Raw genomic sequence first — 11,557 nt, forward strand, 5'->3', positions numbered from 1 at the left:
AATGGCTGACCTTGTCCCTGCCACGCCAGCACCATCGACCTTCGGCGTCCTGACCGATCCCGCAGCCGGGAGCTTCGGCACGCGGGCCAAGGCGTTTCTGGCGCAACCGCCGGTGCGGCGCACTCTCCCGTGGTTCGCCGGCGTTTCTGCGGCCGGTCTGACCGGCGTGCTGTGGTTGACCATGGCGCCCGCACCGCAGCGCATGCTCTATAGCCAGCTTTCCGACAGCGAACGGTCAGAAGTCACCGCCAGCCTCGAAAAGGCCAACATCGCCTACCAGATCGACAACGCCACCGGTGCAATCACTGTGGGCGAGGACGATCTCTACAAGGCGCGCATGGCTGCGGCATCGGATGGCGCCATCGCCACGCCCGAAACCGGCACGCAGATGCTCGACAAGCTGCCGATGGGCGCCAGCCGCGGGCTTGAGGGCCAGCGTCTGCAGGCCGCGCGCGAGCGCGAGCTGGAATTGACGGTGATGGAGATCGACGGCGTCGAAGCTGTCCGGGTCCATCTCGCCGAGCCGGAAAAATCAGTCTTCGTGCGCGAGAACGTGCCGCCTTCGGCCTCGGTCATGGTCAAATTGAAGCGCGGAAGGCAGCTTTCCGAAAGCCAGGTGCGCGCGATCGTGAACCTGGTGGCGGGTTCCGTGCCCGGGCTCTCGATCGATGCGGTGCGGGTGGTGGACCAGCACGGCGCACTGCTGTCCGACCCGTCCGGCCCTGATGGCGACCGGCTCGAACTGCAGCAGCGCATGGAAGAGAAGCTGCGCCAGCAGGTGGCGCAGCTGCTGACCCCGATGCTGGGAGAAGGAAATTTCTCCTCCGAGATCCAGCTCGATCTCGACATGGATCAGGTGACCTCGGCCCGCGAAAGCTATGACAAGCAGGGCGTGGTCCGGCAGGAAACGCAAAGCGCCTCGCAACAGGCCGGCGCAGCAACGGCGCAGGGCGTGCCCGGCGTCACCGCCAATACGCCGCCGCCAGCGACGACTGCCCAGCCCGGTGCCCCGCAAGGCACGCCGGCGGCTGCGGCAACGCCCGGCGCCAACGGCGAATCCAGCTCCTCACGCACTTATGAACTGGGCCGCGAAGTGGCGGTTTCGAACCAGACGCCTGGCAAGATCAAGCGCCTGTCCGTCGCCGTTGCGCTGAGCGCCGAGATCATGGCTAAGGCCAAGCCACAGGACATCGAGCAGATCAAGCAGCTGGTCAGCGCCGCGGTTGGCGCCGACCCGGCGCGCGGCGATCAGGTTGCCGTGGCCGTTCGCGCCTTCAAGCCCGCAGAGGTTGCCCCCGCGCCGTTCTGGGAGACGCCGTGGTTCGCCACGATCCTGCGCAATGCCGTGGCGTTGATCGCGGTCCTGCTGGTTCTGTTGCTCGGCGTGCGCCCCTTGATCAAGGCGCTGAAAAAGGAACCTGCACCCGCCGAAGGGAAGGCGGCAAAGAAGCGCAAGAAAGGGGAAGCGGCGGACGACGAGGAGGGGGAGAAGGAAGCCGAAGAATCGTCTGAACCCATCGAAACCGTCACGGCCGAGGAAGTTGCCCAGGCAATCCAGCCCGCGCAAAACCCCGAAACGGGTGTCGTCGATGCCGAGGCACTGGCCCGGCAGGTCAGCCTTGCCCAGCGGCTTGTCGTCGAAAAGCCCGACAGCGCGCTGGTTGCCCTCAAGCAGATGCTGAAAGAGCCTGAAGAGGAAGGAGCCAGCGCATGAGCGACCTGATGGATGCCCCCGCCATTTCCGATCCCGAACGTGCGGCAGTGATGGTCATGCTGCTGGAGGACGATCAGGCCGCGCAGATCCTCGCACAACTCGAGCCCGCAGAACTTCGCCTGCTGGGCGAGAAGATGTGCGCGCTGGGCGAGATCGGTCCGGTGGCGATCGCACAGGCGATTGCCGGGTTCGTCGAGAAGACCGAGCGGCTCGGCCTGATCGCGCACGATCGCGTCGGGCAGGTACGCTCGCTGATGACGCGCGCCGTGGGCGAGATAAAGGCGGACAGCCTGATGCAACGCATCCTGCCCGACGATCCCTCGCGCACGCCCAGCATCGAACTTGCCAGATGGCTGACGCCGCAGGTTATCGTGCCCCTGATCCGCGATGAGCACCCCCAGGCGATTGCCGTGCTGCTGGTCCAGCTTGATCCCGAAGTGGCCGCCGCGGTCCTGCATGGCCTGCCCGACGAGGTGCAGCCGCAGGTGGTCCACCGTATCGCCTCGCTCGGACCGGTCGCGCCCGAAGCCATCGCCATGCTCGAGGAGATGCTGCACCAGCGCATCGGCGAACGGCACGGCCAGGGCGCCTTTGCCATGGGCGGACCGCGCGAAGCGGCGGACATCATCAACGCCTCGGTCCGAGCGGTCGAAAAGCGGGTCATGCCGGAAATCGCCAAGCAGGATCGCCAGCTCGCCAAGGCCATCGAGAACGAGATGTTTAAGTTCGAGCACCTCTTCTCGCTCGACGACAAGTCGATGGGCGCACTGCTGCGCGAGGTCGACAGCGATGCACTGATTGCCTCGCTGAAGGGCATTCCCGAAGAGCAGCGCGAATGCTTCTTCCGCGCCATGTCGAGCCGCGCCGCGGACGGCGTGCGCGACGAGATTGCCGCACGTGGCCGCATGAAGATGGCCGAAGTGATCGAGGCGCAGAAGGCCATGGTCACGGCGGCCCGCCGCCTCTCGGCCGAAGGCGTGATCGTGTTTGGCGCGGGCGACGACGACTATGTCTGACAGCTTGCGGGCGATCTCGCTGGCTGACCTTGGCCAGGTGCCCACAGGCTTCGCGCGTGATCGCCGCTTCTTCCGCGAATTTGCAGCGCCCGAACCGGAACCGATCATCGTGCCGGTGGAGGACGAACCAGAACCGCATGATCCGATCGCCGAAGCGTGGGCCGATGGCTATGCCAAGGGTCTGGGCGAAGCGCAGGAGGCCGCAGCCCAGCTCATTGCCGAACAGGAAGCAGCGCGTCAGAAGATCGAGTTCGCGCTCGGCAAGCTCGATGTTGCGATGCAGACCGAACTGCAGGACCGCCTGCGTGAAACCGTGATCGCCCTGTGCGAGGCAGCGATTGCGCCTGCAGCCCTTGATCCCGATGCGCTGACCCGCCGGGTCGAGGCTGCCGCCGCCATGCTCGCCCGCGCCGAGGACCAGCGCGTCATCCGGCTCCATCCCGAGGACCTTGCCCTCATCGCCGCGCGCCTGCCGGAAGACTGGCACTTCGAACCAGACGCTTCGCTCGAACGCGGCGCACTGCGCGTCGAAGGTGCGACCGGCGGTGTCGAGGATGGGCCTGAGCAATGGCGCGCTGCCATCCACGAGGCGCTGCGCCAATGCTGATGGGGCCAACCTTCTCCGTGCTCGACCGAGCGCTCGATTCCCTGGCGCTGTGCGAACCCGATTTCACGCCTGCGCGCTATGGCCTGCTGGCCGCCTGCGATGGCGGAATGCTTGAAGTATCGGGGCTTTCGGTGCCCATCGGCACGCAATGCCGCATCGCTCACGGGGCGGGATCGCTGACGGCGGAGACCATCGGCTTTCGCAACGGCCGCACCTTGATGATGCTGCTCGGCGATCCAGTCTTGCTGCGCCCCGGCGCCAAGGTCCGCCCCGAAGGTCGCCCAGGCATGGTCCCGGTGGGTGAGGCCTTCCTCGGCCGCGCGATCGATGGCGAGGGCAAGCCGATCGACGGCATGGGGCCGATCCACAACCGCCGCGAATGGCCTGCAGGCGGCGTCCGCGCTGCCGCGCTCGATCGTTCGCCGGTGCGCGAAAGCTTCGATACCGGTGTTCGAGCGCTCAACGCGCTGACCACGTTCGGCATCGGCCAGCGTATCGGCATCATGGCAGGCTCGGGCGTCGGCAAATCGGTGCTGCTCGACATGATTGCGCATGGTGCCGAGGCCGAGATCGTCATCGTCGGCCTGATTGGCGAGCGCGCGCGCGAAGTATCGGACTTTGTCGAACGGCACATGCAAGGCTCCAAGCGCGAACGTTCGGTCGTCGTTGCGGTCCCTGCCGACCACGCGCCCAACTTGCGCATACGCGGCGCAATGATGGCGACGGCGCTGGCCGAATACTTCCGCGCGCAAGGCAAGCGCGTGCTGCTGATCATGGACAGCCTGACGCGCGTGGCTCACGCCGGACGCGAGATTGCCCTGCTGCTCGGGGAACCGGGCGCGGCGCGCGGCTATCCGCCCTCGGCCCTCGCCACGATTACCAAGCTCGTCGAACGCGCCGGCAATTCGGCGGAAAGCGGCGGGTCGGTGACCGGACTCTACACGGTCCTTGCCGATGGCGACAACCAGGACGATCCGGTGGTCGACACGGCGCGTTCAATTCTCGACGGGCACATCGTGCTGTCACGCGATCTTGCCCAGCGCGGGCAATACCCTGCCATCGACATCGCCGCCTCGTTGAGCCGCGTGATGAACGATATCACCGCCCCCGAACACCAGCGCGCCGCCCGCACTTTCCGTGCACTCGTGGCAAGTTACGAGGCCAACCGCGACCTCGTGCTGATGGGCGCCTATCGCAGCGGGGCCGATCCCCAGCTCGATCGCGCCATTGCCATGCACGAGGCGCTGACCGGGTTCATCAGCCAGCCGCAGCGTGAAGTGGTGCCGATGACGGCAAGCGTCGCCGCGCTCACCCAGCTGATCGGCGCATGAAGGCAGAGCGCGAGCGCCTGGCGCGCCTGAAGCGGCTGGAGCGTATCCGTGACATCGCCCGCCAGACTGCGCTCGCCGAAGCCGGCAAGGCCGAGGGCACGCTGGCGCAGTTGCAGGGGCTCGTGGAGCGGACGTCCCGGCTTTCCGCCGACTACTCCGCCCGCACCGATGCGCGTGATGCCCATTCGTTGCAGCAGTTGCGGCATTTCGTCGCCGGGCTTGACCGGATTACCACCGGCACGCGCGCCGATGCCGATGCTGCGCGCAAGATCGCCGATGCCAAGGCGCAGGAAGCTGCCGCCGCCGAACGTCGCCGCGCCGCCGTGGAAGAGCGCGCCGAGGCGCAGGAGCGTCTGATCGCGCGCAAGGTGGCATCCGCAACAACACCTACTACCGGCAAAAGGCAATCTGGCACGGGTCTTGAATAATCACGGTTAACGCACCGCCACGGAGCTTTGCCGATGTTCGATCTTGCCGCCCTTTCCCAGCCGACTGCCGCCCCTGCCCTGCAGGCTGCGCCGCTGCAGAATGGCGGAAATCCAGCGGAATCGACGGATGGAGCCGCCACTGCCCCCGGCCTTGCCTTCGAAGCCCTCCTCGCCCTGCAGGTCACGCCGGCAGAACCGGCAGACGCACCTTTGCAGGAAAGCGGCAAGATCTTGCCGGATGCGGCAAAGGTGCTTGCCGCCTTGCCGCAAGTGCGCACCGCCGAGGTGCAGGCGAAGCCTCAGCCGGCAAAGCCGCAGGCCGAAGCCGAGCACGCCGACGACGACTTCAGCAATGCGCAGGAACTGCCAGACGCCGCCCTGCCCGACGCTGGTCTTCTCGCAGCACTGTTCGCCACACCGGATAGTCTGGTGGCTTCCGACGGTGGCGACGCCAGCAGTGCATCCGCACGCCCCCCGGCAGCCATTGCCTCGGCTGCACCAGGGTTAAATGCACCGTCATCTCTCGCTTCGACAGCAATCGCGCTGGCCCGCACGGTGCAGATTGAACTGACCTCCGCACCTGAGACAGCATCGTCGCCCGGCCAGCCGGAAACGATTGCCGGCGCGCCAACTGCGCAGATCATGGCCGCTCGCATGGCTCGCCAGAGCAAGGCAGCGAGCGACGATGGTGAGGCAGCCGAGGTTTCGGCAGCACCTTCACCGCTCTCCCGTGCCAAGCCGCTGACCGACAGCGAGCGCACAGAAGCCCCCCGCGTCGAAGCGACCAGCACCACCAGCCTGCTGGCAGACCGCTCGCTCTCGGCGCCGGACAATGCCGCCCCTTCGCCCGTGCGCCACGAAGCCCGCACCGAACGCGTCGATTTCGCCACCCTGGTCGACAATCTCGCACGCGCCCGCGAGGAAGCTTCGCCGCGTGCCGTTACCGCCTCGATCAACCATGCCGAGTTCGGCCACGTCACCCTGCGCTTCGACCAGAGCGAGGATCGCGGCATGTCGGTAGCGATGAGCAGCGCCGATCCCGGCTTTGCCCGGGCGGTCAGCGCCACTGCCGAAGCAGCGCGCACCCCCGCCGAAAGCGCCGGCCATAATCCGCAGCCGCAAGCCGATCCGCGCGCGCAGAGCGGACAAGGCGAAAGCCAGCGCCAGCAGCCGCGCCAGGCCGAGCAGGCTCCCGTCCGCCCATTCTCCGGCAACCGCACTTCGTCCCGCGAGGAAGAAGCGCCCCGCCACCGCAGCGACGATCGCGGCATCTACGCCTGATCCTGACCCCCATTTCCTGAGAGAACTTCGATGAGCGACAAGAGCGACAAGGAAGAGAAGCCCAAGAAGAAGAAGGGCGGCGGCATGATGATCAAGATCGTCGGCGCTGTCGCACTACTGGGCGTCGGCGCGGGCGGCGTGTTCGGCCTCGTGGCTGCCGGGATCATCGGCGGCGGCACGCATGAAGTCGTCAAGGTCGACAACAACCCCAAGCTGGTGCGCAAGGGCGAGGAAGACCCCTATGCGCCGGTCGCCAAGGAAGGTGAAGGCGAAGGCGGTGCTGCTGGCGAAACCGACGGCGACGGCGGCAGTGAATTCCGCACGGTCTATTACAACTTCGCCGACGATTTCACGTCGAACCTCAAGAACACCGACGCCCTGCTGCAGGTGAACATCTCGGCTTCCACCCGCCGCGACTATCGCGTCGTGCTGTGGATGAAGAAGCACGAGCTGGCGATCCGCTCGGCCCTGCTCATCGCCATTGCCGACACCCCCGAGGAAGAGGTGATCAGCCCGGAAGGCAAGGCACGGCTGCAGAAGCGCCTGACCGCCGCGATCAACAAGGTCCTCACCGAGAACGAGGGCTTTGGCGGGGTCGACAACGTCTATTTCAAGACCTTTATCGTCCAGTAAGCGGAAAGCGTCAGCGCCTCCATGAAACCCGAACGCGCCTTCATCGCCGAACGTGCCATTGCCCGGCACGATCCGGCCCTGCTGCGCCCCGGCCCCAGTGCCGCCGAACTGATCCCGGCGCTCACCCGCATGAGCGAACGCCTGGCCAAGGCGGTTCGCGGCGCGCTCGGTCCCCTGCTCGGCGGGGCTGAGCCGCAGATCAATGCGATGAAGCCGATGGACACGGACTTCGCAGACTTCTGCTCGGAAATCCCGCGCCTTGCCGCCAACAGCCTGATGCAGATCGGCAGCGCCCCGTTCATGATCACCGTTGAAGGCGAGAACGTGCTGCGCCTGGTCGACCGCGCCTTTGGCGGTCCCGGCGATACCCCTTCATCGCTGCCCAAGGAATTCCCGCTTTCTGCCGAACTGATGATCGGCCGGATCGAACAGCTCGTCGCCTCGGCGCTCACCGTTGCATTGGGCGGCAGCGGCGGTCCGATCCGCGCGCTGCGCCGCGATGCCAGCCTCGCCCAGCTTCAGGCCATGCCCGATGCGACCAAGGTAGCCGGACTGACGCTGAACGTGGTCGAGCAGGGCCGGATGCCCTGGGCGATCTCGATTGCCTTCCCGCACGATACGCTCGGCCTGATGTTTGCCCATGGCGATGCCAAGCGTCCGCCCAAGCCCCGGCGCGGTCCGGCCCAGCCCACCGACGCGCCCTTTGCCGACCTGCCGGTCGAGCTTGCCGCAGTGCTGGTCGACATGCGGCTGCCGCTCGCGGTCGTATCTGGCCTGCGCATCGGACAAGTGCTGCCTGTGCCCATCGCGCGCAACGTGCCGGTCAAGGTCGGCGACAAGACTTACGCCACCGGCACGATCGGCGCGCTCGAAGACCGCGTAGCCATCCAGCTCAACCAGCTTTCCTGATCTCCCGAAGAGGCCCTGACCCCATGACCTTCCAGCCCCGCGGTTTCGATTTCCTCAAGGACGTGGACGTTCGACTGACCGTCGAACTCGGCCGCACTTCGATGAAGCTCAAGGACGTGCTCGGCCTGACCGAGGAGTCCGTCGTCATGCTCGATCGCCTGACCGACGAGCTGCTCGACGTCATGGTCAACGGCAAGCTGATCGCGCGCGGTGAAGTGGTCGCACAAGGTGACCGCTTCGGCCTCAGGATCGTCGAACTTGCCGGCAGCGAGCCCGAAGAAGCGCCTGCAGCCCCGGCGAAAAAAGCCGCCAAGGGGGATGCCGCCTGATGTTCTGGTACGTCCTCAAGCTGCTCGTGCTGCTGCCGTTGATCGGCGGCCTCGCCTGGGCCAGCCTCAAGTTCGCCAAGCGCATGGAAGGCCGCTTCATGGCGGGCAACGCGCCCAAATCGGTGCGCATCGTCGAAACGCAGATGCTTTCTCCCACGCTGCGCCTTGCCGTGCTCGAATTCCACGGCCGCGAAATCCTTGTCTCGGCGGGCAAGAACGGCCTCGTCCGCCTTGCCGAAGCTCCGGCACGGCCCAAGGTGGAAGCGGAGGACGTGCAGTGAAGCGCCTCCTTGCATCCCTTGCGACGACGCTGATATTGCTGCCGCACTACGCCATGGCGCAGGCGGCTGTCGGCCCTGCCCAGGCCCAGCAGCCCGCCGCGATCTCCGGCGCGCTTGACCGCGCCTTCGGCCAGATGGCCGGCGCGCAGAGCGGCGGCTCGCTGTCGCTGTCACTTCAGCTCCTGCTCATCATGGGGCTGCTGACGATCCTGCCGTCGCTGATCCTGATGATGACCAGCTTCACCCGCGTGCTGGTGGTGCTGTCGATCCTGCGCCAGGCGATGGGCCTGCAGCAATCGCCGCCCAACCAGGTGCTGATCGGCCTGTCGCTGTTCCTCTCGCTGTTCATCATGGGCCCGACGCTCGACAAGGTGAACGCCAACGCCATCCAGCCTTATTCCAGCGGCCAGATCGGCGCAGAGCAGGCGTTCGTGGCCGGCGGGCGTGAGTTTCACGCCTTCATGATCCGCCAGACCCGTGAAACCGATCTGCGCATGTTCTCGGAAATGGCGCGGGCGCCCAAGTTCGCCACGCCGGCCGACGTGCCCTACTCGATCCTGCTCCCGGCATACGTTACGAGCGAGCTCAAGACAGCTTTCCAGATCGGGTTCATGCTGTTCCTCCCCTTTCTGGTGATCGACCTCGTGGTCTCCTCGGTGCTGATGAGCCTGGGCATGATGATGATGAGCCCGACGATCGTCTCGCTGCCGTTCAAGCTGCTGCTGTTCGTCCTCGTCGATGGCTGGGCGCTGCTGATGGGCAGCCTTGCGGCAAGCTTCGGGTAAAGGGCGATGGAAGACACCGCCTCCCTCCTTGCACTGGCTGACCGCATGCTGTGGATCACGGCGCTGGTTGCCGCGCCGATCCTCATCGCCTCGCTCGCCGTCGGCCTCGTCGTCGGTGTGATCCAGGCGGCAACCTCGGTCAACGAACAGACGCTGACTTTCGTGCCGAAGCTTGCGGTCACTGCGCTGGTGCTGGTGCTGTTCGGATCGGCGATGCTCGGCCTTGTCGGAGATTTCACCAAGGAAATCTTCGACCAGATCGCCATGACTGGAAAAGGCTGACCCGTGCTGCAGCTGAACTTCGGCTTTGGCGCGCTCGAGGCGGACTTCTGGCGCTGGCTGTTCGTGATGACGCGCATTGCCGCTGCCATGTTCGCCGCGCCGCTGTTCGGCACCGGCACCGTGCCTTATCAGATCCGCATCGTCGCCTCGGGCGCGATCGCGATGCTGGTGTGCGGGTGGACCCCGGTTGAAGCGCCGACCGCGCTGCTGTCGATCAACGGCCTGCTCAGCGCTGCCAACGAAGTCCTGATCGGCCTTGCGATGGGTTTTGCCCTGCAACTTTCCTTTGCCGCGCCGACGCTTGCCGCCGAAGTGATCGGGGGCGGCATGGGCATGTCGATCGCCACGACGGCAGACCCGGTCAGCGGTGCGCACTCCCCGGCGATGGGGCAGTACTTCGCCGTCGTGCTGACCGTCATCTTCCTCGGCACCGGCGCGCACCTCAACTGGATCGCGCTGCTGGTTGACAGCTACCGCACCTTCCCGCCGGGCACATCGTGGCTGGCGGCAAACCGGATCGACCTGATCGGCCAATTCGCGACGCAGATGTTCGTGACCGCGCTTCTCATCGCCCTGCCCGTCACGCTGATCCTGCTGCTGGTGCAGGTGACGACCGGCATCATCAGCCGCTCCGCCCCCAGCCTCAACCTGTTCTCGCTCGGCCTGCCCGCAGGCGTGCTGGCCGGCCTTGCCGCGATGATCGCCGCCGCCCCGATGCTGACCGACGTGATGGTCGACATCTCCGCCACCGCCGTCGCCAATGCCGGTGCGCTGGTCCTGAAGTAGGAGGCAGGCGTGGCCGAGCAGGAAGGCGAAAAGACCTTTGCCCCGACAGAGAAGCGCAAGAAGGACGCCGCCAAGAACGGCGATGTCTTGCGCTCGAAGGACCTGGCAACCGCCGTCGGCGTGCTGGTCGGCGCAGTCTGGTTGAAGTTTGCCGGGCCGTGGGTGATGGACGCCCTGCAGGATACGCTGCGCGCCTCGTTCACGCTGGATCGCGCGGCGATCGAGGACTTCGCCCCGGCCAAGCTGCTGACGGGCGCCATGGTTGCCGTCCTGCCTCCGGTTTTCCTGCTCGGCCTGATGGTGCTGGCAGCCTCTGTCTTTTCACAGATCGGCCTGTCCGATGGACGCTGGATCCCGTCGAACCTTGCGCCCAAGGCTTCGCGCATCAATCCGCTGTCGGGCCTGAAGCGCATGTTCGGCCCGCAAGGCTGGATCGAACTGGCCAAGGGGCTCGCCAAGCTGGGCCTGCTCGGGGCGATTGCCTGGTCCTGGGCATCGGGCCGAATCGCCGGGATGGTGGGTCTCGGACAAGGTGACATCCACGGACAGCTCGTCACCGCGTGGGATACGATCACTTCGCTTGCGTTCGCGCTTGCGTCGGGGCTGATCGTGATCGCCCTGCTCGACTTCCCGATCCAGTGGGTCCGCCGTTTCCTGCGCCTGCGCATGACGCTTCAGGAGGTGAAGGACGAGCACAAGGAAGCCGAAGGCTCACCCGAAAAGAAAGCCGCCATCCGCAACAAGCAGCGCCAGCTGGCGATGGGCGCGATGCAGCAGGCGATGCAGAAGGCGCAGTTCGTCATCACCAACCCGACGCATTTCTCGGTCGCCATGGTCTACGATCCCGACCTGGCCCCCGCGCCGGTCGTGCTGGCCAAGGGACGCGGCGAAAAGGCGCTGGCGATGCGCGAACTGGCAGCAGAACTCGGCGTTCCGACGCTCGAACTCCCGCCGCTTGCCCGCTCGGTCTACTTCACCACGCGCGAGAACCAGATGATCCGCGAGGATCTTTACGCCGCCGTCGCCTCGGTCCTCGCCTTCGTGCTGTCGCTCGGCCGGGGCGACCATATGCCCCTGCCGAACATCGACTTGCCGATCCACATGCGGTTCGACGCAGATGGGCGCCCCGAAGCGGTAATCGACCTTAAGACCGCCTCTGTGCGGCCGTCCTAAAG

The 11,557-nt window shown here is 66.2% G+C and carries 14 protein-coding genes; all 14 read left to right on the plus strand.

Translation table 11 applies throughout. The features are described from left to right. The first annotated feature begins 1 nt into the window (after position 1). Genes fliF through HGI46_RS02535 form a run of 14 tightly spaced genes read left to right on the plus strand, consistent with a single transcriptional unit; the run spans position 2 to position 11,555 of the window. On the plus strand, positions 2 to 1,714 hold the full coding sequence (fliF, locus tag HGI46_RS02470; protein ID WP_168902942.1) for a flagellar basal-body MS-ring/collar protein FliF: 1,713 nt from the start codon (positions 2 to 4) through the stop codon (positions 1,712 to 1,714). After that, positions 1,711 to 2,730: a flagellar motor switch protein FliG gene (fliG, locus tag HGI46_RS02475; RefSeq protein WP_118072386.1), complete on the plus strand. Its 1,020-nt coding sequence runs from the start codon at positions 1,711 to 1,713 to the stop codon at positions 2,728 to 2,730. The genes fliF and fliG overlap by 4 nt, the downstream gene beginning before the upstream one ends. Beyond that, positions 2,723 to 3,337: a FliH/SctL family protein gene (locus HGI46_RS02480; RefSeq protein ID WP_168902943.1), complete on the plus strand. Its 615-nt coding sequence runs from the start codon at positions 2,723 to 2,725 to the stop codon at positions 3,335 to 3,337. The genes fliG and HGI46_RS02480 overlap by 8 nt, the downstream gene beginning before the upstream one ends. Beyond that, positions 3,334 to 4,668 (plus strand): FliI/YscN family ATPase, encoded by a 1,335-nt coding sequence (locus HGI46_RS02485; RefSeq protein ID WP_168903117.1) that lies wholly within the window; start codon positions 3,334 to 3,336, stop codon positions 4,666 to 4,668. The genes HGI46_RS02480 and HGI46_RS02485 overlap by 4 nt, the downstream gene beginning before the upstream one ends. After that, positions 4,665 to 5,096: a hypothetical protein gene (locus HGI46_RS02490; protein WP_118072388.1), complete on the plus strand. Its 432-nt coding sequence runs from the start codon at positions 4,665 to 4,667 to the stop codon at positions 5,094 to 5,096. Before HGI46_RS02485 ends, HGI46_RS02490 begins: the two co-directional genes overlap by 4 nt. Positions 5,097 to 5,129: 33 nt before the next feature. Further along, complete coding sequence (locus HGI46_RS02495) at positions 5,130 to 6,377, plus strand: hypothetical protein (protein WP_168902944.1); 1,248 nt, start codon at positions 5,130 to 5,132, stop codon at positions 6,375 to 6,377. Positions 6,378 to 6,407: 30 nt separating this feature from the next. After that, complete coding sequence (locus HGI46_RS02500) at positions 6,408 to 7,010, plus strand: flagellar basal body-associated FliL family protein (protein WP_168902945.1); 603 nt, start codon at positions 6,408 to 6,410, stop codon at positions 7,008 to 7,010. Between the two features lie 21 nt (positions 7,011 to 7,031). Continuing rightward, positions 7,032 to 7,919 (plus strand): FliM/FliN family flagellar motor switch protein, encoded by an 888-nt coding sequence (locus HGI46_RS02505; protein ID WP_168902946.1) that lies wholly within the window; start codon positions 7,032 to 7,034, stop codon positions 7,917 to 7,919. Between the two features lie 23 nt (positions 7,920 to 7,942). Further along, complete coding sequence (fliN, locus tag HGI46_RS02510; RefSeq protein WP_118072391.1) at positions 7,943 to 8,248, plus strand: flagellar motor switch protein FliN; 306 nt, start codon at positions 7,943 to 7,945, stop codon at positions 8,246 to 8,248. After that, complete coding sequence (locus tag HGI46_RS02515; protein WP_168902947.1) at positions 8,248 to 8,529, plus strand: flagellar biosynthetic protein FliO; 282 nt, start codon at positions 8,248 to 8,250, stop codon at positions 8,527 to 8,529. The genes fliN and HGI46_RS02515 overlap by 1 nt, the downstream gene beginning before the upstream one ends. A 53-nt stretch (positions 8,530 to 8,582) precedes the next feature. Further along, positions 8,583 to 9,314 carry a flagellar type III secretion system pore protein FliP gene (gene fliP / locus HGI46_RS02520; RefSeq protein ID WP_118074532.1) on the plus strand — a complete coding sequence of 244 codons (732 nt, stop codon included), beginning with the start codon at positions 8,583 to 8,585 and terminating at the stop codon, positions 9,312 to 9,314. Positions 9,315 to 9,320: 6 nt separating this feature from the next. Further along, positions 9,321 to 9,596: a flagellar biosynthetic protein FliQ gene (locus tag HGI46_RS02525; protein WP_039336195.1), complete on the plus strand. Its 276-nt coding sequence runs from the start codon at positions 9,321 to 9,323 to the stop codon at positions 9,594 to 9,596. A gap of 3 nt (positions 9,597 to 9,599) precedes the next feature. Continuing rightward, entirely contained in the window at positions 9,600 to 10,382 is a 783-nt protein-coding gene (fliR, locus tag HGI46_RS02530) for a flagellar biosynthetic protein FliR (RefSeq protein ID WP_118072393.1), read from the plus strand. 9 nt (positions 10,383 to 10,391) lie between these two features. After that, a complete protein-coding gene (locus HGI46_RS02535) occupies positions 10,392 to 11,555 on the plus strand; it encodes an EscU/YscU/HrcU family type III secretion system export apparatus switch protein (protein WP_168902948.1) in 1,164 nt (387 codons plus the stop codon). The last annotated feature ends 2 nt before the right edge of the window (positions 11,556 to 11,557 follow it).

It is taken from the genome of Novosphingobium sp. ERW19 (assembly GCF_012641315.1).
Lineage (GTDB): Bacteria > Pseudomonadota > Alphaproteobacteria > Sphingomonadales > Sphingomonadaceae > Novosphingobium.

Bases quoted from the DNA above. Each gene is read 5' to 3' on its own strand.
- fliF (WP_168902942.1), top strand. From the start codon at position 2: ATGGCTGACCTTGTCCCTGCCACGCCAGCACCATCGACCTTCGGCGTC.
- fliG (WP_118072386.1), top strand. From the start codon at position 1,711: ATGAGCGACCTGATGGATGCCCCCGCCATTTCCGATCCCGAACGTGCG.
- HGI46_RS02480 (WP_168902943.1), top strand. From the start codon at position 2,723: ATGTCTGACAGCTTGCGGGCGATCTCGCTGGCTGACCTTGGCCAGGTG.
- HGI46_RS02490 (WP_118072388.1), top strand. From the start codon at position 4,665: ATGAAGGCAGAGCGCGAGCGCCTGGCGCGCCTGAAGCGGCTGGAGCGT.
- HGI46_RS02495 (WP_168902944.1), top strand. From the start codon at position 5,130: ATGTTCGATCTTGCCGCCCTTTCCCAGCCGACTGCCGCCCCTGCCCTG.
- HGI46_RS02500 (WP_168902945.1), top strand. From the start codon at position 6,408: ATGAGCGACAAGAGCGACAAGGAAGAGAAGCCCAAGAAGAAGAAGGGC.
- HGI46_RS02505 (WP_168902946.1), top strand. From the start codon at position 7,032: ATGAAACCCGAACGCGCCTTCATCGCCGAACGTGCCATTGCCCGGCAC.
- fliN (WP_118072391.1), top strand. From the start codon at position 7,943: ATGACCTTCCAGCCCCGCGGTTTCGATTTCCTCAAGGACGTGGACGTT.
- HGI46_RS02515 (WP_168902947.1), top strand. From the start codon at position 8,248: ATGTTCTGGTACGTCCTCAAGCTGCTCGTGCTGCTGCCGTTGATCGGC.
- fliP (WP_118074532.1), top strand. From the start codon at position 8,583: ATGGCGCAGGCGGCTGTCGGCCCTGCCCAGGCCCAGCAGCCCGCCGCG.
- HGI46_RS02525 (WP_039336195.1), top strand. From the start codon at position 9,321: ATGGAAGACACCGCCTCCCTCCTTGCACTGGCTGACCGCATGCTGTGG.